The organism is Cupriavidus sp. MP-37, assembly GCF_020618415.1.
Lineage (GTDB): Bacteria > Pseudomonadota > Gammaproteobacteria > Burkholderiales > Burkholderiaceae > Cupriavidus.
Genome location: NZ_CP085344.1, coordinates 571725 through 595319, shown reverse-complemented (window position 1 = coordinate 595319; position 23595 = coordinate 571725). Strand labels below are relative to the sequence as shown.

Here is a 23595-nt window from a genome sequence, read left to right as displayed (position 1 = left end):
CTATGACGATAACGGCCGTTCGCCAAACACGGTGGAGTTGTACACCGGCCAGAATGGTGTCGTAAAAGTCCGCGCGGAAGAGAAGCGTTGGCACTCCAGCCACTTCAGCCCATCCATCGAGGTAGGAGCGGCCGACTGCGTAGCTGAGACCAGCGCCACAGGTGAGCAAAAGCGCTATAGATTCGAATAGGTGAGACCCGACATAGGAAAACATGCGGGCAAGAGGCACCGCATCCGCTGAAGGGGAATCAGGACGGGGTTCGGTAGGCACGGAGAAGCACAGTTGTCGACGACGGTACGGCCAATGACGGCGCCGGGGTGTACCGAAACTGTACTTTTCGCCACTCAAAAAAGCAAAGGGCCACGCAAAATTCGCGTAACCCCTTGAATTCTTTGGTGCCGGCTGCAGGACTCGAACCCGCCACCTGATGATTACAAATCAACTGCTCTACCTGATGAGCTAAGCCGGCATGTCTGGTGCAGACCGCGATTCTACTGCATTGCGGTCGGCTTTGGGATGGCTTACTTCACCACTTTCAGTGCAGGCTTCTTGCCGCCGATGCGGGGCACCGGGGGCGGCGTGTCGTCGTCGCCGGGACCGGTGTCGCCGGGGGTTGCCGGGGTTTCGGCTTCCACCGGGGCGAGCTTGGGCGGCGGGTTGTTTTCGCGTTCGGTGGCGGCCTGCGTTTCCGGCATGCTGCGTTCGACCGGGAAAGCCATGCCTTGCCCGTTCTCGCGGGCGTAGATGGCCAGCACGTTCTCGACGGGCACGTCGATCTTGCGCGAGACACCGCCGAAGCGTGCGCTGAAGGTGATCCACTCGTTGCCCATGTCCAGGCCGCTGGTGGCGTCGAAGCTGACGTTGAGCACGATCTCGTTGTTCTTGACGAACTCGCGCGGCACGTTGGTGTTGGCGTCGACGAAGACGGCGATGTACGGCGTGAAGCCGTTGTCCGTGCACCATTCGTAGATGGCGCGGATCAGGTAAGGCTTGGTGGAGGTTTCAGGCATTGTGCTTCCAATGGCGCCGCGAGGGCCCGAGGGCGGATGCCGTCGGGCCGGTGCCGGTTAGCGGCGCATCACCTTTTCGGACGGGGTGAGCGCTTCGATGTACGCCGGACGGCTGAAAATGCGTTCAGCATACTTCAGCAGCGGCGCGGCGTTTTTCGACAGCTCGATGCCGTAGTGGTCCAGGCGCCACAGCAGCGGCGCGATGGCGACGTCGAGCATCGAAAACTCTTCGCCCAGCATGTACTTGTTCTTGACGAAGATCGGGGCGAGCTGCGTCAGGCGGTCGCGGATGGCGGCGCGGGCGCGTTCGTGGTTCTTTTCCGCGGCCTTGCCCTTTTCGTTCTCCAGCGTGTAGACGTGGGTGAACAGTTCCTTTTCGAAGTTGAACAGGAACAGGCGGGCGCGCGCGCGCTGGACCGGATCGGCCGGCATCAGCTGCGGGTGCGGGAAGCGCTCGTCGATGTATTCGTTGATGATGTTCGACTCATACAGGATGAGGTCGCGCTCGACCAGGATAGGCACCTGGCCGTACGGGTTCATCACCGAAATATCTTCGGGCTTGTTGAACAGGTCGACGTCGCGGATTTCAAAATCCATGCCCTTTTCGAACAGGACAAGGCGGCAACGTTGGGAAAACGGGCAAGTCGTACCCGAATACAACACCATCATGGTTGGATTCCTTGGGCTTAGCCGGAGCTGGGTCGGACAGTAAGGTCTGCCATTCTGCCAAAGTCGGCTACCGAAAAGCAAATAAGTGGCAAATACGACGCTTTTTGTGGCTGCCACCAATAAAAAGGCCAGGGGCGGCGCTGCCTTTCCGCAGCGACCGCCCCTGGCCTCGTTGGATCAGGGCCGATCCGGCCCTGTCACAGTTTTTACTTCACGTCTTTCCAGTACGCCGCGTTCAGGCGCCAGGCGAACACGGTGAACACGCCCAGGAACAGCAGCACCCAGACGCCCAGGCGCTTGCGGTGGTTCTGCGCGGGCTCGGCCATCCAGTCCAGGAAGCTGACGAGGTCGGCGGTCATCTGGTCGTACTCGACCTTGCTCAGCTTGCCCGGGCTCAGTTGCTCGAAGCCGGCGAACTTGTGCACCTTCTCGCCGTGTTCTTCCACTTCGGTGAACTTGGCGGCGCGCTGGCCCTGCAGTTCCCACAGCACGTGCGGCATGCCGACGCTCGGGAACACCAGGTTGTTCCAGCCGGTGGCGCGGCTGTCGTCGCGGTAGAAGGTGCGCAGGTAGGTGTAGAGCCAGTCGTCGCCACGGGCACGCGCGATCACCGACAGGTCCGGCGGCTGCGCGCCGAAGAAGGCCTTGGCTTCCTTCGGCTGCATGGCGATGTTCATGGTCTCGCCGACCTTGTCCGCGGTGAACAGCAGGTTCTCGCGGATCTGGTCGTCGGTCAGGCCGATGTCCTTGAGCCGGTTGTAGCGCATCATCGATGCGCCGTGGCAGTTCAGGCAGTAGTTGACGAACACCTTGGCGCCGCGCTGCAGCGACGACAGGTCGGCGGTGTTCACCGGCGCCGGCTCGAGGGGGAAGCCCCCCTCGGATGCCATGGCGGGCGCGCCGGCAATGCAGGCGCCGGCCAGCGCGAGGATCGAAAGCAGCTTTTTCATCTTGTGTCCTTGTGCTCTTGTCGGGGTTCGCTTCGCTCAGTGCGGGTGGAACGTGACACGCTCCGGGACCGGCTTGAACTCGCCGACACGGCTCCACAGCGGCATGGTCAGGAAGAAGGCGAAGTACAGCAGCGTACCCAGCTGCGACACCTTCTCACCCACCGGCGACGGCGGTTGCACGCCGAGATAGCCGAGCACCAGGAACACCACCACGAAGACGATCAGGATGGTCTTGTGGAAAGCGGGACGATAGCGGATGGACTTGACCGGCGAGCAGTCGAGCCACGGCAGGAAGAACAGGATCACCACCGAGCCGCCCATCACCAGCACGCCCCAGAACTTGGCGTCGATGAAGTAGAAGCCCACGGCCAGGATCACCGCGATGGCGATGGCGCCGATCTTCACGCGCGCATCCTTGCTGCGCAGGAACACCATGCCGAGCAGCAGCGCGAAGAACACCCACAGGATCGGCAGGAAGTTCGACGTGGTGGCGCGCAGCATCGAGTAGAACGGCGTGAAGTACCAGACCGGCGCGATATGCGGCGGGGTCTTCAGCGGATCAGCCGGGAAGAAGTTGTTGGCTTCCAGGAAATAGCCGCCCACTTCGGGGAAGAAGAAGATCACGGCCGAGAACAGGATCAGGAAGCCGCCAACGCCGAGCAGATCGTGCACCGAGTAGTACGGGTGGAACGGGATGCCGTCCAGCGGGATACCGTTTTCGTCCTTCTTGGCCTTGATCTCGACACCGTCCGGGTTGTTCGAGCCCACTTCGTGCAGCGCGATGATGTGGGCGATCACCAGGCCCAGCAGCACCAGCGGCACGGCGATGACGTGGAACGAGAAGAAGCGGTTCAGGGTCGCGTCGCTGACCACGTAGTCACCGCGGATGAACAGCGACAGGTCCTGGCCGATCACCGGAATCGCCGAGAACAGGTTCACGATCACCTGGGCGCCCCAGTACGACATCTGGCCCCACGGCAGCAGGTAGCCCATGAAGGCTTCGGCCATCAGGCACAGGAAGATCAGGCAACCGAAGATCCAGACCAGCTCGCGCGGCTTGCGGTACGAACCGTACAGCAGGCCCCGGAACATGTGCAGGTAGACCACGACGAAGAACGCCGAGGCGCCGGTCGAATGCATGTAGCGCACCAGCCAGCCCCACGGGACTTCGCGCATGATGTATTCCACGCTGGCAAAGGCCACGGGAATGCCGGCGGCGTTCAGCGTGCCGTCCGGCTTGTAGTTCATCACCAGGAAGATGCCGGTAACGATCTGGATCACCAGCACCAGCAGCGCCAGCGAACCGAAGAAATACCAGAAGTTGAAGTTCTTCGGCGCGTAGTAGCGGGACAGGTGGTCTTCCCACAGCTGGGTCGCGGGAAAGCGGGCGTCGATCCAGCCCAGCAGGCCGGTCGTCTTGACTTGTTTTTCGGCCGCCATGATCAGGCTTCTCCTTTCTCGTCCTTGCCGATCACGATCTTGCTGTCGGACAGGAACTGGTAGGGGGGAACATCGAGATTCTGCGGAGCCGGCTTGTTCTTGAAGACGCGCCCGGCCAGGTCGAAGGTCGAGCCGTGGCAGGGGCAGAGGAAACCGGGATCAGCGCCGAGCTGAGGATTGGCACCGGGGGCGAAGGGGCCCGACGGAGAACAGCCGAGATGGGAACAGATGCCCACTACCACCAGCACGTCCTTGTGCTCGGGACGCGAACGGGTTTCGTTCTTGCAGTACTCGGGCGTCTGCATGGTGAACGGGATTTCGGAATTGGGATCGGCCACTTCGCCGTCCGTCTTCTTCAGCGACGCCAGTTGCTCCTCCGTGCGCCGCATGATCCAGACCGGTTTGCCGCGCCACTCGACGGTCATCATCTCGCCCGGCTTCAGGGCGCCGATATCCGCCTCGACTGGGGCACCCGCGGCCTTGGCCTTCTCCGATGGTGCAAAGGTACTGACGAAAGGAACCGCTACCGCCACGCCTCCGACGCCGCCAGCGACGGATGTCGCGATCAACCAATTGCGGCGACCTTTATCCACGCTCTTCACGTCTTGCTGGTCACTCATTCCAAACCCCAGGGGAAGTCAATTTAGATTTTGCGTCAACCATAAAGTGTACCTTAGACACCTGCGCACTAGATAGGCAGAAAATGCCACGGCCTCGCGCGATTATCGGACATGCATCCCGGAAGTCCGCCTGCATGCTTGATTTCCGGTGAGTGATGCGGCAGGCTTCCAGCTTGAAACCGTTCACCCATCGCCACAAGAAGGAGAACCCCCCATGGGCATGATCTCGGAATTCAGAACCTTCGCCGTACGCGGCAACGTCATCGACCTGGCTGTCGGTGTGATCATCGGCGCGGCCTTCGGCAAGATCGTGGATTCGGTGGTCAACGACCTGATCATGCCGTTGGTGGGCCGGGTTGTGGGCAAGCTGGATTTCTCCAGCATGTTCATTGCTCTGGCGGATCCCCCTCCCGGGACACCGCTGACGCTCGATGCCTTGAAGAAGGCCGGCGTACCGGTATTTGCCTACGGCAATTTCCTGACCATCGTCGTCAACTTCATCATCCTGGCCTTCATCATCTTTCTGATGGTGCGCGCCTTCAACCGGATGCGTGCCGCAGAACCGCCGCCGCCGCCCGCCGCTCCGCCCGAGGAAGTCGTGCTGCTGCGCGAAATCCGCGACAGCCTGAAGACCCGCTGACTCGAATCCCGAACGATAAAACGGCCCCGCTGGGGCCGTTTTGTTTTTTTGTCAGATCAGACCGGATTCGGAATATCAATAAAGGTATGGCGCAGGCCGAAGCGTTCGGCCACATGCTCGCCCAGCGAGCGAATGCCATAGCGTTCGGTCGCATGATGGCCCGCCGCCAGATACGCCACGCCGCTCTCGCGTGCCAGGTGCGTGGTCTGCTCCGAAACTTCGCCGCTCAGATAAGCATCGACTCCCGCAGCCACCGCGGCATCGAAATACCCTTGCGCCCCGCCCGTGCACCAGCCGACGGTGCGGATCATCTGCTCCGGCGCGCCGATCGCCAGCGGTTCGCGGCCGAGCACGCCGCCGACATGCGCAGCCAGCGCGGCAAGCGGCATCGGCGCGGGCAGCGTACCGGTCCAGCCGAGCTGGTCATCGCTGAAGCGGCCGGTGGGAGTGAAGCCGAGTTGCAGGCCAAGCTGGGCGTTATTGCCGAATTCCGGGTGATTATCCAGCGGCAAGTGGTAGGCGAACAGATTGACGTCCGCCCCGAGCAGGCGCTTCAGGCGCGCATGCTTCTGCCCGACCACGCGCGCATCCTCGTTTTTCCAGAAATAACCGTGATGCACGAGGATGGCGTCGGCGCCGGCCTCGACGGCGGCGTCGATCAGCGCCAGGCTTGCCGTCACGCCGGTCACCACGTGTGTGATCTCCGAGCGACCTTGCACTTGCAGCCCGTTGGGACAATAGTCCTTGTAACGGGAAACTTCCAACAGGTCGTTCAAGTACAATTCAAGCTCTTTTGTTTTCATTTTCTGCTCAAAACTCCAATATGTTGCGGCGCTTTTGGCTGTTCTTTGCCCAGGCTGTCACCGTCGTGCTGGCGGTCTGGTTCGTCGTGGCAACGCTCAAGCCTGAATGGCTGCAGAGGGGGCGCGTCGCGGTCCAGTCCGGGTCGCCCATCGTGGCGCTCAAGGAAGTCGTGCCCAACGTGTCCGGCCCTGCCGCCGAAGGGTCTTACAGTGAGGCCGCCCAGTCCGCCATGCCGGCGGTGGTCAATATCTTTACCAGCAAGAACGGCAACAAGCGCTCGCCCAATCCGCAGGCCGAGGATCCGTGGTTCCGCTTCTTCTTTGGCGACCGCCTGCCGGAACGGCAGGAGCCGGTGTCGAGCCTGGGATCAGGCGTGATTGTCAGTGCCGAGGGTTACATTCTAACCAACCACCACGTGGTCGACGGCGCCGACGAGATCGAGATCGCGCTGACCGATGGCCGCAAGGCCAATGCCAAGGTGGTCGGCTCGGACCCGGAGACGGATCTGGCGGTGCTGAAGGTGACGCTCAAGGACCTGCCCGCGATCACGCTGGGGCGGCTCGAGAACGTCAAGGTGGGCGATGTAGTGCTGGCCATCGGCAACCCGTTCGGCGTGGGCCAGACCGTGACGATGGGCATCGTGTCGGCGCTGGGGCGCAGTCATCTGGGCATCAATACCTTCGAAAACTTCATCCAGACCGACGCCGCGATCAATCCGGGCAATTCGGGCGGTGCGCTGGTCGATGCGCAGGGCAACCTGCTGGGCATCAACACGGCGATCTACTCGCGCTCGGGCGGCTCGCTGGGTATCGGCTTCGCCATTCCGGTATCGACGGCCAAGCAGGTGATGGAGTCGATTATCTCGACCGGCAGCGTGACGCGCGGCTGGATCGGCGTCGAGCCGCAGGACATGACACCGGAAATTGCCGAATCGTTTGGGCTCGATGCCAAGGAAGGCGCACTGATCGCCGCGGTGGTCCAGGGTGGCCCGGCGGACAAGGCCGGCGTGCGGCCCGGCGATGTGCTGACCAAGGTGGATGGCTTGTCGATCACCGACACCACGGCGCTCCTCAATGCCATTGCGCAGCTCAAGCCAGGCGTGGACATCAAGATGACGGTGATCCGCCGCGGCAAGCCGACGGACCTGACGGTCACCATCGGCAAGCGGCCCCCGCCGCCGCGGCGCTCGCTGCCGTTTGAAGAGGAAGAGTAAGTCCGGCGTTGCCCGTGCCGGAGCAAGCAAAACCCGCCAGCGATGGCGGGTTTTTTTATGGCTGCCACGCCCGCCGGCTGGGAGGTGGCGGCGAGAGCGGGACGTCGACTTGCGTCCGGCTTCGCGACCGCGACCGTGTCATGCCTGGCGGCATCAACTACGACTCGGGAATCCGGCGCTGGTCAGTCTTTGCGTGGCTGGCGTGCGGCTTGCGCGGCGGCCCCTGTCCCGACGGCAGGCATGCGCGACAGGCGGAGGGCACCGCGAAGGTAAGGACAACCCCGTGGCGGTTCACATGCCACATGACGCGGGAGAGACCAGGCACTCGCGCATTTCCGCGCCACCTCATGGCACAAAAGAAAACGCCGGCATCCTTGCGGATGCCGGCGTTTTTCAAGCCAACCTGATACGGGCTTGCACCCGCGTCAGATTAGAACTTGTGACGCAGACCAACCACAGCACCGAACTGGTCCTTGCCAGCCTGAACGGTGTTGAAGCCGTTCACGCCCAGCAGCGAACCGTTGTCGTTCAGAGCGTACGACAGCGAGGTGTACACGTCGGTACGCTTCGACAGCGCGTAGTCGGCGGTCACGACGAATTGCCACGGATCCGCGTCGCTCTTGCGGAAGTCTTGGTAGTACGCAGCGCCCGACAGCGAGAACGCCGGGGTCAGCTGGTAACCCAGACCCAGCCAGTACAGGTTGGAGGTACCGTTGATGGCACCCGGGTTGGCGGTCGTAGCGACCTGGCCCGGCAGGCTTGCGCCGTCGGCAGCCTTGGCCCAACGGTAGCCAGCGTAGACCTTGGCCGGGCCGAAGGCGTAGTTGGCACCCACGGTGGCGCGGCGGATACGCTGACCGCTTGCGTCGACGGGAGCAGTGACGGGGCCGACGGTGGTGCCGTGGGCTTCGTCGTAGGCTGCGCCGATCGACAGCGGGCCAGCTGCGTAGCTCAGCAGCGCGCCGTACTCTTGGCCGCGGCGGAAGGCGCCGGCGACTTCCTGGCCGTTGTTGTTGAAGCTGTAGAAGGCCGAAGCGGTCAGGCCACCGAACTTGCCGATGTACTTGACGGTGTTGTCAGCGCGCGAAGCGAAGGCGGCGTCCTGAGCCAGGATACCGTAGCGCGACGAGATGGCCATCGGGTCATACATCAGACCGAAGTCATAGAAGGCGGTCTGTTGACGGCCCAGCAGCAGCGAACCGAAGTTGCTTTGCAGACCGACGTAGGCTTGACGACCGAACAGACGGCCACCTTGCGACGAACGACCGTCATCCAGGTCGAAACCGCTTTCCAGGACGAACACGCCCTTCAGACCGCCACCCAGGTCTTCCACGCCACGCAGGCCCCAGCGCGAACCGGACTGGTTACCCGACGACATGCGGAACAGATCGTCGCCGGCAGCGTTGGCCTTGCTGACGTATTCGAGGCCGACGTCAGCCACGCCGTACAGGGTCACGCTCGACTGGGCATACGCGCCACCAGCGGCCAGAGCGGCGACGGCAGCAGCAAACAGTTTCATCTTCATATCGACACTTTCCTTGTCAACTGATTGGGAAATCTTGGTTGCCCAAGTGCTTGGGCGACGCATTTACATTCACGTCTGCTGCGTATTATGTGCCAGCCCCCCCGGCCCTCAGAAGGCTTTTTCGGCGTAAACCATGCTTACCGGCGGATTTTGTTGTCGGGGAGCAACAGGAATGCGGGCAAAAATCCCCAATTTGGTGCAAACCAGCGCGCGAGCCTGCGAAAAGGCCTGCCTCAGCGCGATTCGTCAGGCTGCGTTTCTGCGGAAGTGGCCTCTTCGGCCGCCGGGCGGCCGATAAAACGGGCCAGGATCAGGCCAAGTTCATAGAGCGCCACCAGGGGGACCGCCAGCAGCAGTTGCGACAGCACGTCAGGCGGCGTGACGATGGCGGCGATGATAAAGGCCCCGACGATCACATAGGGACGGATCTGCTTGAGCTTTTCCAGTTCCACCACGCCGAAGCGCACCAGCACGATCACCACCACCGGCACTTCGAAGGTAATGCCGAAGGCCAGGAACGTGGTCATGGCGAAGCTGAGGTATTTGTCGATGTCGGTGGACATCTCCGCCCCCAGCGGCGCGTTGTAGTGGGCCATGAAATGGAACACCGTGGGGAACACCAGAAAATACGCAAAGGCCACGCCGCACAGGAACAGGAAATAACTGCTCGATACCAGCGGCAGGATCAGGCGCTTCTCATGCTGGTACAGGCCGGGTGCGACGAACTGCCAGACCTGGTACAGCACCCACGGCAGCGCGATCAGGAACGCCACCAGCAAGGTCACCTTCATCGGCACGAAGAACGAGCCGGTCACATCCGTGACGATCATCTTGCCGCCCTTGGGCAGCGATTCCATCAGCGGCGCGGAGAACAGGTTGAAGATGACCGGCGCCCAATAGACCAGCGAGACGAACACCAGGATGATGCCGGCCACCGCCTTGACCAGTCGCTGGCGCAACTCGATCAAATGGGAGATAAAGGTTTCCTGCTGCGACTCGTCTTGCGGGTCTTGGGGATCGGAGGACCGGGTGTCGCTCATGGCGTGAACCGCTCAGCCGCGAGGGCTGGCAAGTGGATCGATGAAACCGCAACGTGGCGGCGTGGGGAGGCGGACACAACGACAGCGGCCATGGCGGCCGGCAGGAGTTCGCCGCGCGCCATGCTTATTCGAAGAAGGAACGTGATGGCCGGACGGCCGGCCGGTGCCGCTTGACGCGCGCCGCGCCCGACTGCACCCAGACGCGGACATTGTGCTGGCGCTTGAACCACAGCGGACGGGCGCCTTGCTTGACGCGCCAGCTCTTGCGACCGTTGTGCGCCTTGTGCGCCGCGTCCCAGCTGGGCACGAAGCCGCCGCCGGCGTCGCTGCTGCTGCCGGCGCCGGTGCCTGCGCTGGCTTCGGCGCCGCCCAGCGCTTCGTTGAGCGCCTGGGTCTGCTCGCTGACTTCCTTGTGGATGGTGCGCTCGACATCGCGCGCGGCGTCCTCGAACTCCGTGCGCATCTTGCGCAGTTCTTCGAGTTCGACCTCGCGGCTGACTTCGGCCTTGACGTCGTTGATGTAGCGCTGCGCACGGCCGACCAGCGCGCCGACCGTGCGCGCGACCTTGGGCAGCCGTTCGGGACCGATCACGATCAGTGCCACGGCGCCGATCAGCGCCAGCTTGGAAATGCCGAGATCAATCATGCGGACACATCATGCGGACAACATGCGGAATAGCGCGGGCGTGCGCGAGCACGCGGCAGCGAGATTTGCGTGGAAGGGAGGGCACACCGCCGGCTTATTGCTGGCGGGACTTTTCCTTGGCGTCGACGTCGATGGTGGTGGAATCGCGCAGTTCCTTGGAGGCGGCCGGCTGGGCGCCCTTGTCTTCGCCGTCCTTCATGCCGTCCTTGAAGCCCTTGACCGCGCCACCCAGGTCCTGGCCGATATTGCGCAGCTTCTTGGTGCCGAACACCAGCATGACGATCACCAGCACGATGAGCCAGTGCCAAATGCTAAACGAACCCATTTCTTGCTCCTGATGCAGCCGCGGGCGCAATCCTTGTTGCCCGGACCCGTTGTTCCGTCCCGTGATGGCCGCGCCGGGCGACGGTTGCCGGCGCAGCTTCTGCCCGGGCGTTGCCGCCGCGGACGCTCCCCTGCCAAGGCTGCCCGGTCAGGGCAGCGGTCCCTTCCAGGCGTGGCGCGGTCCACCCAGCACATGCAGGTGCAGGTGGTAGACCTCCTGTCCGCCGTCCGGACCGGTGTTGATCACCGTCCGGAAGCCGTTGGAACAGCCGGCCGCGCGCGCCAGTTCAGGCACCTTCAGCATCATTCTAGCAAGCACCTGTCCTTCGCCGGCGCCGCAATCGGCCAGCGAGTCGACATGCGATTTGGGAATGACCAGCAAGTGTACCGGGGCCTTGGGATGGATATCGTGGAAAGCCAGCATGTCGTCGTCTTCATAGACTTTGTTCGACGGCAGCTGGCCGGCCACGATCTTGCAGAAGATGCAATTATCCTGAGCGTTCATGAAAATTTCATTGCGACGACCGGGGCCCGTTGACCGCCTCATGCATCCGGCGGCCCGGCATCCCGCGACATCAGAACTGCTGGTCCGGGTACATCGGCTTGCTGTCGTTCAGATACAGCCAGCCCTTGACGATACGATACAGCATCCACAGCGACAGCACGCCCCAGACGGCGAAGGCCAGCGGCATCAGCACAACTGTCGCGAACAGCACCCCGCCCAGCACGCCCCACGCCACCGACCACCAGAACGAGCGGATCTGCCAGGCGAAGTGCGAGGCATACAGTGAACCGCGCGCGTCATCGCGCTTGACGTAGTCGATCACGATGGCGATCAGCGCGGTGATGCCGCCGGTGAGCCAGAAGATCGCATACAGCGCGTAGAGGATGTGCAGCAGCTTGCGCAGGCTGCCCAGTTGTTCGCCGCTGGGCGTGGTGACCTGCCCGGTGTAGTCGTTCGCCATGATTGCCCTCGGTTGGAAGCCTGCCTTGCGGCAGGCGGGAGACCGGCCGGCGCGCGCGCCGGCTAGTCCTTGCGCCGGGCCTTTTCTTCCAGGCCGGACAGCCCTTCGCGCCGCGCCAGTTCGTTGACCACGTCGGCCGGCGTCAGGCCGAAGTTTGCCAGCAGCACCATGCTGTGGAACCACAGGTCGGCCACTTCATAGACCACCTTTCCGGCCGCGGCGCCGCTCTCGCCGGCGGCGCGCGCGTCCTTGGCGGCCATTACGGTCTCGGTGGCTTCCTCGCCGATCTTCTTCAGGATGGCGTCGTCGCCCTTGCTGAACAGGCGCGCCACGTAGGACTTGTCGGGGTCGCCGCCGTTGGCGGGCTTGCGCGATTCCAGCACCTCGGCCAGGCGCGCCAGGACATCGTTGCTGCTGAGTGCGTTGTCGCTCATGGCTTGGTGTAGATCTGGGCAGGGTCCTTCAGCACCGGTTCGACTGTCTGCCAGTCGCCGGCATCCGCATCGCCCTCGAACTTCTGGAAGAAGCAGGAGTGGCGCCCGGTATGGCAGGCGATGCTGTCGATTTGCGTGACCTTCAGCAGCACCACGTCTTCATCGCAGTCCAGACGGATCTCGTGCACCTTCTGCACATGGCCCGATTCTTCGCCCTTGTGCCACAGGCGCTTGCGCGAGCGCGACCAGAACACGGCCTCGCCCAGTTCCACGGTGCGCAGCAGCGCCTCGCGGTTCATGAACGCGAACATCAGCACGTCGTTCGAGCCGACTTCCTGGACGATCACCGGCACCAGGCCGTTGTCGTCCCATTTCACCTTGTTGAGCCACTTCTTCGGCATGATCAGATCCGCACCGGAATGCCCTCGCGGGCCATGAATGCCTTGGCTTCGCCCACGGTATGCTGGCCGTAGTGGAAGATGCTGGCGGCCAGCACCGCGTCGGCGCGGCCCTTCGTGATGCCGTCGGCCAGGTCCTGCAGGCCGCCGACGCCGCCCGAGGCGATCACCGGCACCGGCACCGCATCGCTGACCGCGCGGGTCAGTTCCAGGTCGAAGCCGCTTCGGGTGCCATCGCGGTCCATGCTGGTGAGCAGGATCTCGCCGGCGCCGCGCGTCGCCATCTCGCGTGCCCATTGCACCGCGTCCAGCCCGGTTGCCTTGCGCCCGCCGTGGGTGAAGACTTCCCAGCGCGGCGCTTCGTCCGGGGCGGAACTGCGCTTGGCGTCGATCGCCACCACGATGCATTGCGACCCATAGCGCGCGGTGGCGTCCGACACCAGCTGCGGATTGGCGATCGCCGACGAGTTCACGCTGATCTTGTCGGCGCCGGCATTGAGCAGCCGGCGCACGTCTTCGACCGTGCGCACGCCGCCGCCGACCGTCAGCGGGATGAACACCTGCGAGGCGACGTCCTCGATGATATGCAGCATCAGGTCGCGACCGTCGCTGGTCGCGGTGATGTCCAGGAATGTGATTTCGTCGGCGCCCTGCTCGTCATAGCGGCGCGCGATTTCGACGGGATCGCCCGCGTCGCGCAGCTCGACAAAGTTGACGCCCTTGACCACCCGCCCGTTGGTCACGTCCAGGCAGGGGATGATACGTTTGGCTAGCATGAGATTCCTTGTCCGCCACCGCTGCCGTGCTGGCAGCGGCCAGGCGGCCGCGCCCCGCGGCGCCGTTGCCTTATTGCCCGTCGCGCAGCTTGTCGGCGCGCGCCTGCGCGTCGGCAAAGTTGAGGTCGCCGGAGTAGATCGCGCGGCCGCAGATGACCCCTTCCACGCCCTCGCCTTCGACCGCGCACAGGTTGTCGATATCGGCCAGGTTGGACAGCCCGCCGCTGGCGATCACCGGGATCGACATCGACTGCGCCAGCTTGACGGTGGCATCGATATTGATCCCCTGCAGCATGCCGTCGCGGCCGATGTCGGTGTAGATGATGGCCTCGACGCCGTAGTCTTCATACTTGCGCGCCAGGTCCGCCACCTCGTGGCCGGTCAGCTTGCTCCAGCCGTCGGTGGCGACCTTGCCGTCCTTGGCATCGAGCCCGACGATGATATGGCCGCCGAAGGCCGAGCACGCGTCCTTCAGGAACCCGGGGTTCTTCACCGCCGCGGTGCCGATGATGACGTACGAGAGCCCGTCGTCCAGCCAGCGCTCGATGGTATTCAGGTCGCGGATGCCGCCACCCAGCTGCACCGGGATTTCGTCGCCGACTTCGGCGATGATGGACTTGATGGCCGCCTCGTTGCGGGGCTTGCCCACGAACGCGCCGTTCAGGTCCACCAGGTGCAGGCGGCGGGCGCCCTGCTCCACCCAGTGGCGTGCCATGGCGGCGGGATCTTCGGAAAAGACGGTGGCCTGGTCCATGTCGCCTTGTTTGAGGCGTACACACTGACCGTCCTTCAGGTCGATGGCCGGAATGAGCAACATATGCGTGACGAGCGTGGTTGAGTGAGTGAGATTGAGCGAGACCGGCGCGTGCCGGTCAGGTCGGGTCGATAGTCGATCGGAAACGGGTCAGGTGCCGGGTCGGTCAGCGGTCGAGCATCGGGTCAACAAGCGAACACAAGCGAATCGCGAATCGGCAAGGCTGCGCTTCAGGGATTCCAGTGGACGAAGTTCCGGTACAGCTGCAGGCCCAGGGCCGCGCTTTTTTCGGGGTGGAACTGCGTCGCGAAAATATTATCGCGCGCTACCGCGCTGGTAAACACGACTCCGTATTCCGTTTCGCCGGCGATATGGGCCGGATCCTGCGCCTGCACATAGTAGCTGTGGACGAAATAGAACCAGCTGTCGTCCGGAATGCCGTTCCACAGCGGGTGCGGCCTGGCCTGGCGCACCCGGTTCCAGCCCATCTGCGGCACCTTGAAACGCGAGCCGTCGGGCTGCGTCATGCCGTCCAGCGCGAAACGCACCACCTGGCCGGGCATCAACGCCAGCGCCGGAGTGCGATCCGTGCCGGCGCGGCTTTCGGTGCTGAACTCGAACAGCATCTGCTCGCCCACGCACACGCCCAGCATCGGCTTGCTGGCGGCGGCCTCGACCACCGCTTCCTGCAGCCCCGACGCACCCAGCGCCGACATGCAGTCAGGCATCGCGCCCTGGCCCGGCAGCACCACGCGGTCCGCCGAGCGGATGCCTTCGGGCGCATCCACCACCCGGACATCGGCCTCCGGCGCCGCGGCACGCAGCGCCTGCGCCACCGAGCGCAGGTTGCCCATGCCGTAATCCACAATTGCTATGGTAGTCATGATTTCAAAACAGGCAACAATGTCTTCAGCCCGTCCACAATGAATTCCACGGCCAGCGCCGACAGGATCAGGCCCATCAGGCGCGTGCCGATATTGATGCCGGTGCGGCCGATGACCCGGGCGATCGGGTCGGCCGCGCGGAACACCAGGTACACCACCGCGCCCAGCAGCGCGCCGATGCCGACCAGGATCAGCAACTGGTACCAATGCTGGGTCTTGCCGGCATAGACGATTACCGTGCTGATCGATCCCGGCCCGGTCAGCAGCGGCAGCGCCAGCGGCACCACCGCGATACTGGACTTTACCCCGGCCTCATCCTCTTCTTCCGGCGTGGCCTTGGTGCGGCTGGTCTGCGCATTCAGCATGTTCATGGCCATCATGATCATGATGAGCCCGCCGCCCACCTGCAGCGACGCCACCGAGATATTGAAGAACTCGATGATCTGCTGCCCCAGCAACGCCGACACCGCCACCACGATCGCCACCGAAATCGACGCGATCTTGATGGTATGGCGCTTTTCCGCTTCGGTCTGCTGCGTGGTCAGGCTGATGAAGAACGGGATCGCCCCGATCGGGTTGATCAGCGCCAGCAGCGAGATAAACGACTTGAGCGTATCCATTGGTTGCGGGTCGCCAGCGTCGCTGGCCAGGTTCAGACTGGGAACGTCAGCGGGCGCCGCAACCAGCCGGCACGCCTACGGTTTCAGAAAGCTCAGAGGGTACCCTTGGTCGACGGGATCGTGTTGGCCGCGCGCGGGTCCAGCTCCACCGCCATGCGCAGCGCCCGGCCGAAGGCCTTGAACACGGTTTCGCACTGATGATGGGCATTGATGCCGCGCAGGTTGTCGATATGCAGGGTCACGCCCGCATGATTGACGAAGCCGCGGAAGAACTCGATGGTCAGGTCGACGTCGAAGCTGCCCACGCGCGCGCGCGTGAAGGGAACGTGGAACTCCAGGCCAGGGCGGCCCGAGAAATCGATCACCACGCGCGACAGGCATTCGTCCAGCGGCACGTAGCTGTGGCCGTAGCGGGTGATGCCCTTCTTGTCGCCGATGGCCCTGGCCACCGCCTGGCCGAGCGTGATGCCCACGTCTTCCACCGTATGGTGGTCGTCGATATGCGTGTCGCCGGTGGCTTCGACCTCCAGGTCGAACATGCCATGCCGGGCGATCTGGTCCAGCATGTGGTCGAGGAACGGCACGCCCGACGCCAGCTTCTGGCGGCCGCTGCCGTCGAGATTCAGGGAAACGCGAATCTGCGTTTCCGAAGTATTGCGGGTGACCTCTGCAACACGCATGGTGTTAATCCTGCAGCGACGCTGCGAATGCCTCAAGGAACTGCGCGTTTTCTTCGGGCGTGCTGACCGTGACGCGCAGACAATTGGCCAGCAACGGGTGCATTTTACTCACGTTCTTGATCAATACCTTCCGCGCCAGCAGGCGCTCGAAGGTCTGTGCGGCATCCGGCACGCGCACCAGCAGGAAATTGGCCGCGCTCGGGAACACGGTGACCCCGGGCTGCGCCGCCATGCCATCGGCCACGCGGGTGCGTTCGGCACGCAGTTGCGCGGCCTGTTCGTCGAGCACCGACACATGCTCGAGCGCGAACAGCGCGGCGGCCTCGGTCAGCACGTTGACGTTGTAGGGCGGGCGCACCTTGTCCAGCTGTGCCAGCCATTCCGGCGCGCCGGCCAGGTAGCCCAGGCGGATGCCGGCCAGGCCGAGCTTCGATACGGTGCGCATCACCAGCAGGTTGCCGAAGTCCGTCAGGCGCGGCATCCAGCTGTGCTGGGCGAACGGCTGGTAGGCCTCGTCGACCACCACCAGGCTGTTGCAGACCTCGCCCTGCGCGGCGCGGATGATGGCCTCCATGTCGGCGGCGTCGAACAGGTTGCCGGTGGGGTTGTTCGGGTAGGCCAGGTAGATGATGGCGGGCTGCTGCGCGGCCATCGCCGCCAGCATCGCGGCGCGGTCCAGCGTGAAGTCGGCGCGCAGCGGCACGCCCACAAATTGCAGGCCGGCAAACTGCGCGGACATCGCGTACATGACAAAGCCCGGCACCGGCGCCATCACCTTCGCGCCCGGCCTGGCCGCAGCCAGCGCCAGCATGCTGATGAGCTCGTCCGAGCCGTTGCCGAGCAGCACCTCCATGCCGGCCGGCACCTGCATCACGCGCTTGAGCGCGGCGCGCAGCGCCTCGCTGCTCGGCACCGGGTAGCGGTTCAGCGCCACCTCGCCCAGCCGCTCGGCCAGCTGCTGGCGCAGCGCGGGCGGCAGGCGGTACGGGTTTTCCATCGCGTCGAGCTTGACCAGACCGTGCGAATCCGGCACGTGGTAGGCGCCCATGGCGCGCACGTCGTCACGGATGATGCGTTCGATCAGGGAGGGCTCTACGGCTGACATGGAAGCTCCAGGTGGGTTGGGTCAGGGTTAGCTACGCTTGAAACGGTATTCCGCGCTGCGGGCGTGGGCCTGCAGCCCTTCGCCATAGGCCAGTTCGGCGGCGATCTGGCCCAGCATCTGCGCGCCGCCCTCGCTCACCTCGATCAAGCTCGAGCGCTTCTGGAAGTCATAGACGCCCAGCGGCGACGAGAAGCGCGCGGTGCGCGAGGTCGGCAGCACGTGGTTGGGGCCGGCGCAGTAGTCGCCCAGCGACTCGCTGGTATAGCGGCCCAGGAAGATGGCGCCGGCGTGGCGGATCTTCTCGCTCCACTGGCGCGGGTTCTCGGCCGAGATCTCGAGGTGTTCCGGCGCGATCGCGTTGGCGATCTCGCAGGCCTCTTCCATGTCGCGCACCTTGATCAGTGCGCCCCGGCCGGAGATCGACGCGGCAATCACGTCGCGGCGCGGCATGGTGCCAAGCTGGCGCTGGATGCTGGCTTCCACGCGGGCGATATAGTCCGCGTCCGGGCACAGCAGGATCGACTGCGCCAGTTCGTCGTGCTCGGCCTGCGAGAACAGGTCCATCGCCACCCAGTCGGGGTCGGTGGTGCCGTCGCAGATCACCAGGATCTCGGACGGGCCCGCGATCATGTCGATGCCGACGGTGCCGAACACGCGGCGCTTGGCCGCGGCGACGTAGGCGTTGCCAGGGCCGACGATCTTGTCGACCTGCGGCAGCGTCGCGGTGCCGTAGGCGAGCGCGCCCACGGCTTGCGCGCCGCCGATGGTGAACACGCGATCGACGCCGGCGATCTGCGCCGCGGCCAGCACCAGTTCATTGCGCACGCCGCCGGGCGTGGGCACGACCATGATGATTTCCTTGACGCCCGCGACCCGCGCCGGGATCGCGTTCATCAGCACCGACGACGGGTAGGCGGCCTTGCCGCCCGGCACGTAGATGCCGACGCGGTCCAGCGGCGTCACCTTCTGGCCCAGCATGGTGCCGTCGGCCTCGGTGTATTCCCAGCTGTGGCTGCCGCATTCGATCTTCTGCTTCTCGTGGTAGGCGCGCACGCGCGCGGCGGCCGCCTCCAGCGCGGCGCGGCGCTTGGGCTCGAGGTCTTCGAGCGCGGCCTCGAGCTGTTGTTGCGATACCTCGAGCGCGCCCATCGACGCCGCCTCGACGCGGTCGAAGCGGCGGGTGTATTCCAGCACCGCGGCATCGCCGCGCGACTTCACGTCGGCCAGGATCTGCGCGGCGGCGCGATCGATGGCCTCGTCTTCGCCAGCCTCGAAGGCCAGCACCTGGCGCAGCGCCTCGGCAAAGCCCGGCTCGCTGGAATCGAGCCGGCGGATCGGCAGGTTTTCCATTTCGGTTGGGTTCATGACTTCTTTCCTTCTCGGGCGGCGATGGCCTCTCAGGCCTGCGCCGCCGAAGCGCGTTCGAAGGCTTCGAGGATCGGTGCCAGCCGCTCGCGCTTGAGTTTGAGCGCGGCCTGGTTCACCACCAGCCGCGACGAGATCTGCACGATCTCTTCCACTTCGACCAGATTGTTGGCGCGCAGCGTGCTGCCGGTGCTGACCAGGTCGACGATGGCGTCGGACAGCCCCACCAGCGGGCCCAGCTCCATCGAACCGTACAGCTTGATCAGGTCGACGTGAACGCCCTTTTTCGCAAAATGCTCGCGCGCGGTCTGCACATACTTGGTGGCCACGGCCAGGCGCGCGCCCTGGCGCACCGCCTTGGCGTAGTCAAACCCGGCCGGCACCGCCACCGACATGCGGCAGCGCGCGATGTTCAGGTCGATCGGCGCGTACAGGCCGGCCATGCCGCTTTCCATCAGCACGTCCTTGCCGGCCACGCCGAAGTCGGCCGCGCCGTACTGCACGTAGGTCGGCACGTCCGAGGCGCGCACGATCACCACGCGCACCGCCGGATCGGAAGTCGGCAGGATCAGCTTGCGCGAGGTCTCGGGATCCTCGGTGACACGGATGCCGGCCGCTTCCAGCAGCGGCAGCGTCTCGGTGAAGATGCGGCCCTTGGACAGCGCCAGCGTCAGCTGGTTGGGCGATGCGTTGAAAGCGGGGCTCATCGGGCTTCAGTCCTTGGTGCTCAGGCAATGCGGCGGATCTTCGCGCCCACTGCCGACAGCTTGTCTTCCATGCGGTCGTAGCCGCGGTCCAGGTGGTAGATGCGGTCGATCACGGTCTCGCCGTCGGCCACCAGGCCGGCGATCACCAGGCTGGCCGAGGCGCGCAGGTCGGTCGCCATCACGTTGGCGCCCGACAGGCGCGGCACGCCGTTGACCACCGCGGTGTTGCCTTCGACGGTGATGTCGGCGCCCAGGCGGTTCAGTTCCTGCACGTGCATGAAGCGGTTTTCGAAGATGGTCTCGGTCACGCGCGCGGTGCCTTCGGCGACGGCGTTCAGGGCCATGAACTGGGCCTGCATGTCGGTCGGGAAGGCCGGGTATTCGGAGGTGCGGAAGCTCACCGCGCGGGCGCGGTGCGGCATCGCCAGGCGAATCCAGTCGGCGCCGGTCTCGATGCTGGCGCCGGCTTCGCGCAGCTTGTCGAGCACGGTGTCGAGGATCTCGGGCTGCACGCCGCGCAGCACCAGGTCACCCAGCGTCGCGGCGGCCGCGCACAGGAAGGTGCCGGCCTCGATGCGGTCGGCGATGACGCTGTGGCTGGCGCCGTGCAGGCGCTCGACGCCGTGCACCACCAGGCGGTCGGTGCCGATGCCGTCGATCTTCGCGCCCATCTTGACCAGCAGGTGCGCCAGGTCGGTCACCTCGGGCTCGCGCGCGGCGTTTTCCAGCACGGTTTCGCCTTCGGCCAGGGTGGCGGCCATCAGCAGGTTCTCGGTGCCGGTCACGGTGATCATGTCGGTGACCACGCGCGCGCCCTTCAGACGCTTGGCGCGGGCATGGATAAAGCCGTGCTCGATGGTGATCTCGGCGCCCATCGCCTGCAGGCCCTTGATGTGCTGGTCGACCGGGCGCGCGCCGATGCCGCAGCCGCCCGGCAGCGACACGCGCGCCTCGCCAAAGCGCGCCACCAGCGGACCCAGCACCAGGATCGAGGCGCGCATGGTCTTGACCAGCTCGTACGGGGCCTCGAGCACATTGACGTCGGCGCCGTTCAGGGTCACGCGCGCGCCATCGTGCTCGGCCCGCACCCCCATCAGGCGCAGCAGCTTGAGCGTGGTGCGCACGTCCTGCAGGTTGGGCACGTTGTCCAGCGCGACGGTATCGGCCGTCAGCAGGCCCGCGCACAGGATCGGCAGGGCGGCGTTCTTGGCGCCCGAGACGCGGATTTCACCCTTGAGCGGGCCATTGCCGTGGATCTGGAATTTGTCCATGTTCTGTGGTCTGGTCCGGGCACGTGCCCGGCATCATTGTTCTGGAGCCGCGCGCCAGCGCGGCGCATGGTTCTTACTTGCCTTCGCCCCCCTGCCACTCCGCAGGGGTCAGCGTCTTCATCGACAGCGCATGGATCTCGGCGCGCATGCGGTCGCCCAGTGCCGCGTAGACACGCTGGTGGCGCTGGATCAGCCGCTTGCCTTCGAATTCGTTGCTGACGATGGTGGCAAAGAAATGCTGGCCATCGCCCTCGACTTGCAGGTGTTCGCAGGGCAGTCCTTGGGCAATGTAGTCCCTGACTTGTTCCGGTGTAGGCAGCATGGGGTTCTCTTCAGCGTGATTCAGCTTGATTCAACAGGGCCGGCGCCGCTCAGTGGCGCAGCTTGTATCCGGACTTCAACAGGCGCAGCGCCAGCGCGGCCAGCACCACGAACGCCGATCCGACCACCGCCAGGCTGAACAGCGGCGACACGTCCGAGACGCCGAAGAAGCCGTAGCGGAAGCCGTCGATCATGTAGAAGAACGGATTGGCGTGGGACACCGCCTGCCAGAAGGCCGGCAGCGAGTGGATCGAATAGAACACGCCGGACAGGAAGGTCGCCGGCATGATCAGGAAGTTCTGGAACGCGGCGAGCTGGTCGAACTTCTCGGCCCAGATGCCGGCGATCAGGCCGAGCGTGCCGAGGATGCCGGCGCCCAGCAGCGCAAACACCAGGATCCAGCCCACGTTGGCGAAATGCAGGTTGGCGAACCACGCCGTCACCAGCAGCACGCCCAGGCCGACCGTCAGCCCGCGGATCACCGAGGCCACCACGTAGGCGCCGAACATCTCCCAGTGCGACAGCGGCGGCAGCAGCACGAACACCAGGTTGCCGGTGATCTTCGACTGGATCAGCGACGAAGAACTGTTGGCAAACGCATTCTGCAGCACGCTCATCATCACCAGCCCGGGCACCAGGAAGGCGGTGTAGCTGATCTGGTCATAGACCTTGACCCGGTCTTCCAGCACATGGCCGAAGATCAGCAGGTACAGCACCGCGGTCAGCACCGGCGCCGCCACGGTCTGGAAGCTCACCTTCCAGAAGCGCAGCACTTCCTTGTACAGCAGGGTGCGGAAGCCGACCAGGCCGCCGACGGCCATCGGGCCGAGGCGGGCGTCTTCCAGGATGTCGATCTCGCCAGGCTGCTTCATGCCGCGGCCTCCATCGCCGGATCGGGCAGCGCCCCGGGCATATGGCCTTCGCGGCGCATGATCTGCACGAATACGTCCTCGAGGTCGGCCTTGTTGATTTCCATGTCTTCGATGTCACAGCCCGCCTCGCGGCAGGCGGCCAGGATCGGCTCCACCGCCTGGTAGCCCGATAGCCGCAGCCGCACCGCGCGCTCGCCCGGATTGGCCGGCATGCGCAGCGGCTCCAGCGCGGGCGGCAGGCCGCCGCGCGCGAAGGTCAGCACCAGCTGCAGCCCGGCAAACTGCGTCAGCAGGTTGCTGGTGCGGTCCAGCGCCACCACTTCGCCGAACTTGAGCATGGCGATGCGGTCGCACAGGGCCTCGGCCTCTTCGAGGTAATGCGTGGTCAGGATGATGGTGTGCCCTTCGCGGTTCAGGCGCGAGATGAACTTCCACAGCGTTTGCCGCAACTCGACATCGACGCCGGCGGTGGGCTCGTCGAGCACGATCACCGGCGGGCGGTGCACCAATGCCTGCGCCACCAGCACGCGCCGCTTCATGCCGCCGGACAGCTGGCGCATATTGGCATCGGCTTTCCCGGTCAGGTCCAGGTTGGCCATGATTTCGTCGATCCAGTCGTCGTTGCGGGTCAGGCCGAAATAGCCGGACTGCAGCCGCAGCGTCTCGCGCACCGTGAAGAACGGATCGAACACCAGCTCCTGCGGCACCACGCCCAGCATACGCCGCGCCATCCGGTAATCGGCGACGACATCGTGCCCCAGCACACTGACGCGGCCGGAATCGGCCCGGTTCAGGCCGGCGAGGATCGAGATCAGCGTGGTCTTGCCGGCGCCGTTGGGCCCGAGCAGCCCGAAGAATTCGCCGCGTTCGACGGTGAAGCTGACGCCCTTGAGCGCCTGCAGGTTGCGGTAGCGCTTGCGAACGTCGTGGATTTCAATGGCTTTCATGGCCGATTGTTTGTGGCGGGTCCGGCTCTTTCGGGCTGGCCGCCAGGAAATGGGGAGCAACTGCGTGCCCGGATATCCTGGTCCGGCATGGATCGGGCCGGCAACAGGCGGGGGGATGGGCGAACAACCCGGAATTATAGGGGATGCGGGGTCGGTCCCGCTTGATCCTCGCCGGATCCGCCCCGGGGGCTCGGCGGCCGCGCCAGCGGTCGCCGCGGCATCGCGTGCGGCCGCCAGGGTGGCGACCGGCGATGCCGGATCAATGTCGGTGGTGGTGTCGCGGTGGGGTGGCGGCGGGCGCGGCCGCCAGTCCGAGCAGGCCGTCTACGCCGTACAGGCTGGCCAGTTGCGCCAGTTGCGCCGGCACGCCGCGCAGCACCAGCGCCTGGCCGCGCGCGACGGCGGCCCGATGCCATGCCAGCAGCACGGCGACGGCAGACGAGTCCACCTGCGCCAGGCCCGTGCAGTCCACCTCGACGTCGCCCTGGGCCACGCGCGCCAACCCGTCGCGCAGCACCGCGGCGGCGTTCTGGTTGGTCAGCGAGTTACCTGGCGAAAGCATGGCGTCAGTGGCCTGGATGCGGAATGAAAGCGAGGAATCTAAAACCAGGCTC

The 23595-nt window shown here is 64.9% G+C and carries 29 protein-coding genes and 1 tRNA gene; 2 read left to right on the top strand and 28 right to left on the bottom strand.

The features are described from left to right. Positions 1 to 394 precede the first annotated feature (394 nt). The 6 genes from LIN44_RS02880 to petA all read right to left on the bottom strand — a co-directional run bounded on the left by LIN44_RS02880 (position 395) and on the right by petA (position 4690). Positions 395 to 470, bottom strand: a tRNA-Thr gene (locus tag LIN44_RS02880). Between the two features lie 52 nt (positions 471 to 522). After that, the gene (locus tag LIN44_RS02875) at positions 523 to 1011 is read right to left on the bottom strand and encodes a ClpXP protease specificity-enhancing factor (protein WP_227313430.1); all 489 of its coding nucleotides are present in this window, start codon (positions 1009 to 1011) and stop codon (positions 523 to 525) included. Positions 1012 to 1068: 57 nt separating this feature from the next. Next, on the bottom strand, positions 1069 to 1680 hold the full coding sequence (locus tag LIN44_RS02870; RefSeq protein ID WP_010812311.1) for a glutathione S-transferase N-terminal domain-containing protein: 612 nt from the start codon (positions 1678 to 1680) through the stop codon (positions 1069 to 1071). A 206-nt stretch (positions 1681 to 1886) separates the two neighbouring features. After that, positions 1887 to 2630, bottom strand: a complete 744-nt coding sequence (locus LIN44_RS02865; RefSeq protein ID WP_012354072.1) for a cytochrome c1 — start codon at positions 2628 to 2630, stop codon at positions 1887 to 1889. Between the two features lie 36 nt (positions 2631 to 2666). Then, positions 2667 to 4070, bottom strand: a complete 1404-nt coding sequence (locus tag LIN44_RS02860; protein ID WP_012354073.1) for a cytochrome bc complex cytochrome b subunit — start codon at positions 4068 to 4070, stop codon at positions 2667 to 2669. A gap of 2 nt (positions 4071 to 4072) precedes the next feature. Further along, on the bottom strand, positions 4073 to 4690 hold the full coding sequence (petA, locus tag LIN44_RS02855) for a ubiquinol-cytochrome c reductase iron-sulfur subunit (RefSeq protein WP_227313429.1): 618 nt from the start codon (positions 4688 to 4690) through the stop codon (positions 4073 to 4075). 214 nt (positions 4691 to 4904) lie between these two features. On the opposite strand from petA, the gene mscL reads away from it, so the two are divergent. Then, entirely contained in the window at positions 4905 to 5330 is a 426-nt protein-coding gene (mscL, locus tag LIN44_RS02850) for a large conductance mechanosensitive channel protein MscL (RefSeq protein WP_227313428.1), read from the top strand. Between the two features lie 56 nt (positions 5331 to 5386). Here the strand turns inward: mscL and LIN44_RS02845 are convergent, their stop codons facing one another. Beyond that, complete coding sequence (locus LIN44_RS02845) at positions 5387 to 6133, bottom strand: Nif3-like dinuclear metal center hexameric protein (protein ID WP_227313427.1); 747 nt, start codon at positions 6131 to 6133, stop codon at positions 5387 to 5389. 20 nt (positions 6134 to 6153) lie between these two features. On the opposite strand from LIN44_RS02845, the gene LIN44_RS02840 reads away from it, so the two are divergent. Then, positions 6154 to 7347 (top strand): Do family serine endopeptidase, encoded by a 1194-nt coding sequence (locus LIN44_RS02840; RefSeq protein WP_227313426.1) that lies wholly within the window; start codon positions 6154 to 6156, stop codon positions 7345 to 7347. A 430-nt stretch (positions 7348 to 7777) separates the two neighbouring features. On the opposite strand, the gene LIN44_RS02835 is transcribed toward LIN44_RS02840, so the two are convergent. From LIN44_RS02835 to LIN44_RS02735, 21 genes are all read right to left on the bottom strand, one after another. Beyond that, on the bottom strand, positions 7778 to 8872 hold the full coding sequence (locus LIN44_RS02835; protein WP_227313425.1) for a porin: 1095 nt from the start codon (positions 8870 to 8872) through the stop codon (positions 7778 to 7780). A 233-nt stretch (positions 8873 to 9105) separates the two neighbouring features. After that, complete coding sequence (gene tatC / locus LIN44_RS02830) at positions 9106 to 9912, bottom strand: twin-arginine translocase subunit TatC (RefSeq protein WP_115681296.1); 807 nt, start codon at positions 9910 to 9912, stop codon at positions 9106 to 9108. 124 nt (positions 9913 to 10036) lie between these two features. Next, entirely contained in the window at positions 10037 to 10558 is a 522-nt protein-coding gene (gene tatB / locus LIN44_RS02825) for a Sec-independent protein translocase protein TatB (protein WP_227313424.1), read from the bottom strand. Positions 10559 to 10652: 94 nt separating this feature from the next. Next, positions 10653 to 10883 carry a Sec-independent protein translocase subunit TatA gene (gene tatA / locus LIN44_RS02820; protein WP_012354081.1) on the bottom strand — a complete coding sequence of 77 codons (231 nt, stop codon included), beginning with the start codon at positions 10881 to 10883 and terminating at the stop codon, positions 10653 to 10655. A gap of 147 nt (positions 10884 to 11030) precedes the next feature. Next, a complete protein-coding gene (locus LIN44_RS02815) occupies positions 11031 to 11387 on the bottom strand; it encodes a histidine triad nucleotide-binding protein (protein ID WP_012354082.1) in 357 nt (118 codons plus the stop codon). A 70-nt stretch (positions 11388 to 11457) separates the two neighbouring features. Continuing rightward, the gene (locus LIN44_RS02810) at positions 11458 to 11847 is read right to left on the bottom strand and encodes a hypothetical protein (protein WP_115705107.1); all 390 of its coding nucleotides are present in this window, start codon (positions 11845 to 11847) and stop codon (positions 11458 to 11460) included. Between the two features lie 62 nt (positions 11848 to 11909). Beyond that, positions 11910 to 12281 (bottom strand): phosphoribosyl-ATP diphosphatase, encoded by a 372-nt coding sequence (locus LIN44_RS02805; RefSeq protein ID WP_012354084.1) that lies wholly within the window; start codon positions 12279 to 12281, stop codon positions 11910 to 11912. Continuing rightward, entirely contained in the window at positions 12278 to 12682 is a 405-nt protein-coding gene (gene hisI / locus LIN44_RS02800) for a phosphoribosyl-AMP cyclohydrolase (protein WP_092317504.1), read from the bottom strand. The genes LIN44_RS02805 and hisI overlap by 4 nt, the downstream gene beginning before the upstream one ends. 2 nt (positions 12683 to 12684) lie before the next feature. Continuing rightward, entirely contained in the window at positions 12685 to 13455 is a 771-nt protein-coding gene (gene hisF, locus LIN44_RS02795) for an imidazole glycerol phosphate synthase subunit HisF (protein WP_227313423.1), read from the bottom strand. A 70-nt stretch (positions 13456 to 13525) separates the two neighbouring features. Beyond that, a complete protein-coding gene (gene hisA, locus LIN44_RS02790) occupies positions 13526 to 14272 on the bottom strand; it encodes a 1-(5-phosphoribosyl)-5-[(5-phosphoribosylamino)methylideneamino]imidazole-4-carboxamide isomerase (protein WP_012354087.1) in 747 nt (248 codons plus the stop codon). Between the two features lie 167 nt (positions 14273 to 14439). Then, a complete protein-coding gene (gene hisH / locus LIN44_RS02785) occupies positions 14440 to 15093 on the bottom strand; it encodes an imidazole glycerol phosphate synthase subunit HisH (RefSeq protein ID WP_227313422.1) in 654 nt (217 codons plus the stop codon). Beyond that, a complete protein-coding gene (locus LIN44_RS02780) occupies positions 15090 to 15713 on the bottom strand; it encodes a YchE family NAAT transporter (protein ID WP_227313421.1) in 624 nt (207 codons plus the stop codon). Before LIN44_RS02780 ends, hisH begins: the two co-directional genes overlap by 4 nt. 92 nt (positions 15714 to 15805) lie before the next feature. Beyond that, positions 15806 to 16393: an imidazoleglycerol-phosphate dehydratase HisB gene (hisB, locus tag LIN44_RS02775; protein WP_010812330.1), complete on the bottom strand. Its 588-nt coding sequence runs from the start codon at positions 16391 to 16393 to the stop codon at positions 15806 to 15808. A gap of 4 nt (positions 16394 to 16397) precedes the next feature. Next, entirely contained in the window at positions 16398 to 17498 is a 1101-nt protein-coding gene (hisC, locus tag LIN44_RS02770) for a histidinol-phosphate transaminase (RefSeq protein WP_227313420.1), read from the bottom strand. Positions 17499 to 17525: 27 nt separating this feature from the next. Beyond that, the gene (gene hisD / locus LIN44_RS02765; protein WP_227313419.1) at positions 17526 to 18863 is read right to left on the bottom strand and encodes a histidinol dehydrogenase; all 1338 of its coding nucleotides are present in this window, start codon (positions 18861 to 18863) and stop codon (positions 17526 to 17528) included. 32 nt (positions 18864 to 18895) lie between these two features. Continuing rightward, positions 18896 to 19570, bottom strand: coding sequence for an ATP phosphoribosyltransferase (gene hisG / locus LIN44_RS02760; protein ID WP_227313418.1), 675 nt, complete (start codon positions 19568 to 19570; stop codon positions 18896 to 18898). A 20-nt stretch (positions 19571 to 19590) separates the two neighbouring features. Next, positions 19591 to 20841 carry a UDP-N-acetylglucosamine 1-carboxyvinyltransferase gene (gene murA, locus LIN44_RS02755; RefSeq protein WP_227313417.1) on the bottom strand — a complete coding sequence of 417 codons (1251 nt, stop codon included), beginning with the start codon at positions 20839 to 20841 and terminating at the stop codon, positions 19591 to 19593. Between the two features lie 73 nt (positions 20842 to 20914). Further along, on the bottom strand, positions 20915 to 21163 hold the full coding sequence (locus tag LIN44_RS02750; RefSeq protein WP_227313416.1) for a BolA family protein: 249 nt from the start codon (positions 21161 to 21163) through the stop codon (positions 20915 to 20917). Between the two features lie 49 nt (positions 21164 to 21212). Beyond that, positions 21213 to 22034 carry an ABC transporter permease gene (locus tag LIN44_RS02745; RefSeq protein ID WP_227313415.1) on the bottom strand — a complete coding sequence of 274 codons (822 nt, stop codon included), beginning with the start codon at positions 22032 to 22034 and terminating at the stop codon, positions 21213 to 21215. Beyond that, positions 22031 to 22981, bottom strand: a complete 951-nt coding sequence (locus tag LIN44_RS02740) for an ABC transporter ATP-binding protein (protein ID WP_112776708.1) — start codon at positions 22979 to 22981, stop codon at positions 22031 to 22033. The genes LIN44_RS02745 and LIN44_RS02740 overlap by 4 nt, the downstream gene beginning before the upstream one ends. Positions 22982 to 23240: 259 nt before the next feature. Next, positions 23241 to 23543, bottom strand: coding sequence for a lipid asymmetry maintenance protein MlaB (locus LIN44_RS02735; protein WP_227313414.1), 303 nt, complete (start codon positions 23541 to 23543; stop codon positions 23241 to 23243). Positions 23544 to 23595: the final 52 nt, after the last annotated feature.

Bases quoted from the DNA above. Each gene is read 5' to 3' on its own strand.
- tatB (WP_227313424.1), bottom strand. From the start codon at position 10,558: ATGATTGATCTCGGCATTTCCAAGCTGGCGCTGATCGGCGCCGTGGCA.
- tatA (WP_012354081.1), bottom strand. From the start codon at position 10,883: ATGGGTTCGTTTAGCATTTGGCACTGGCTCATCGTGCTGGTGATCGTC.
- hisH (WP_227313422.1), bottom strand. From the start codon at position 15,093: ATGACTACCATAGCAATTGTGGATTACGGCATGGGCAACCTGCGCTCG.
- hisB (WP_010812330.1), bottom strand. From the start codon at position 16,393: ATGCGTGTTGCAGAGGTCACCCGCAATACTTCGGAAACGCAGATTCGC.
- LIN44_RS02735 (WP_227313414.1), bottom strand. From the start codon at position 23,543: ATGCTTTCGCCAGGTAACTCGCTGACCAACCAGAACGCCGCCGCGGTG.
- LIN44_RS02740 (WP_112776708.1), bottom strand. From the start codon at position 22,981: ATGAAAGCCATTGAAATCCACGACGTTCGCAAGCGCTACCGCAACCTG.
- LIN44_RS02815 (WP_012354082.1), bottom strand. From the start codon at position 11,387: ATGAACGCTCAGGATAATTGCATCTTCTGCAAGATCGTGGCCGGCCAG.
- tatC (WP_115681296.1), bottom strand. From the start codon at position 9,912: ATGAGCGACACCCGGTCCTCCGATCCCCAAGACCCGCAAGACGAGTCG.
- LIN44_RS02865 (WP_012354072.1), bottom strand. From the start codon at position 2,630: ATGAAAAAGCTGCTTTCGATCCTCGCGCTGGCCGGCGCCTGCATTGCC.
- LIN44_RS02840 (WP_227313426.1), top strand. From the start codon at position 6,154: ATGTTGCGGCGCTTTTGGCTGTTCTTTGCCCAGGCTGTCACCGTCGTG.
- hisD (WP_227313419.1), bottom strand. From the start codon at position 18,863: ATGAACCCAACCGAAATGGAAAACCTGCCGATCCGCCGGCTCGATTCC.
- LIN44_RS02845 (WP_227313427.1), bottom strand. From the start codon at position 6,133: ATGAAAACAAAAGAGCTTGAATTGTACTTGAACGACCTGTTGGAAGTT.
- LIN44_RS02835 (WP_227313425.1), bottom strand. From the start codon at position 8,872: ATGAAGATGAAACTGTTTGCTGCTGCCGTCGCCGCTCTGGCCGCTGGT.
- LIN44_RS02870 (WP_010812311.1), bottom strand. From the start codon at position 1,680: ATGATGGTGTTGTATTCGGGTACGACTTGCCCGTTTTCCCAACGTTGC.
- murA (WP_227313417.1), bottom strand. From the start codon at position 20,841: ATGGACAAATTCCAGATCCACGGCAATGGCCCGCTCAAGGGTGAAATC.
- petA (WP_227313429.1), bottom strand. From the start codon at position 4,690: ATGAGTGACCAGCAAGACGTGAAGAGCGTGGATAAAGGTCGCCGCAAT.
- LIN44_RS02745 (WP_227313415.1), bottom strand. From the start codon at position 22,034: ATGAAGCAGCCTGGCGAGATCGACATCCTGGAAGACGCCCGCCTCGGC.
- mscL (WP_227313428.1), top strand. From the start codon at position 4,905: ATGGGCATGATCTCGGAATTCAGAACCTTCGCCGTACGCGGCAACGTC.
- hisC (WP_227313420.1), bottom strand. From the start codon at position 17,498: ATGTCAGCCGTAGAGCCCTCCCTGATCGAACGCATCATCCGTGACGAC.
- LIN44_RS02805 (WP_012354084.1), bottom strand. From the start codon at position 12,281: ATGAGCGACAACGCACTCAGCAGCAACGATGTCCTGGCGCGCCTGGCC.
- LIN44_RS02875 (WP_227313430.1), bottom strand. From the start codon at position 1,011: ATGCCTGAAACCTCCACCAAGCCTTACCTGATCCGCGCCATCTACGAA.
- LIN44_RS02780 (WP_227313421.1), bottom strand. From the start codon at position 15,713: ATGGATACGCTCAAGTCGTTTATCTCGCTGCTGGCGCTGATCAACCCG.
- LIN44_RS02810 (WP_115705107.1), bottom strand. From the start codon at position 11,847: ATGGCGAACGACTACACCGGGCAGGTCACCACGCCCAGCGGCGAACAA.
- hisI (WP_092317504.1), bottom strand. From the start codon at position 12,682: ATGCCGAAGAAGTGGCTCAACAAGGTGAAATGGGACGACAACGGCCTG.
- hisA (WP_012354087.1), bottom strand. From the start codon at position 14,272: ATGTTGCTCATTCCGGCCATCGACCTGAAGGACGGTCAGTGTGTACGC.
- hisG (WP_227313418.1), bottom strand. From the start codon at position 19,570: ATGAGCCCCGCTTTCAACGCATCGCCCAACCAGCTGACGCTGGCGCTG.
- LIN44_RS02860 (WP_012354073.1), bottom strand. From the start codon at position 4,070: ATGGCGGCCGAAAAACAAGTCAAGACGACCGGCCTGCTGGGCTGGATC.
- LIN44_RS02750 (WP_227313416.1), bottom strand. From the start codon at position 21,163: ATGCTGCCTACACCGGAACAAGTCAGGGACTACATTGCCCAAGGACTG.
- hisF (WP_227313423.1), bottom strand. From the start codon at position 13,455: ATGCTAGCCAAACGTATCATCCCCTGCCTGGACGTGACCAACGGGCGG.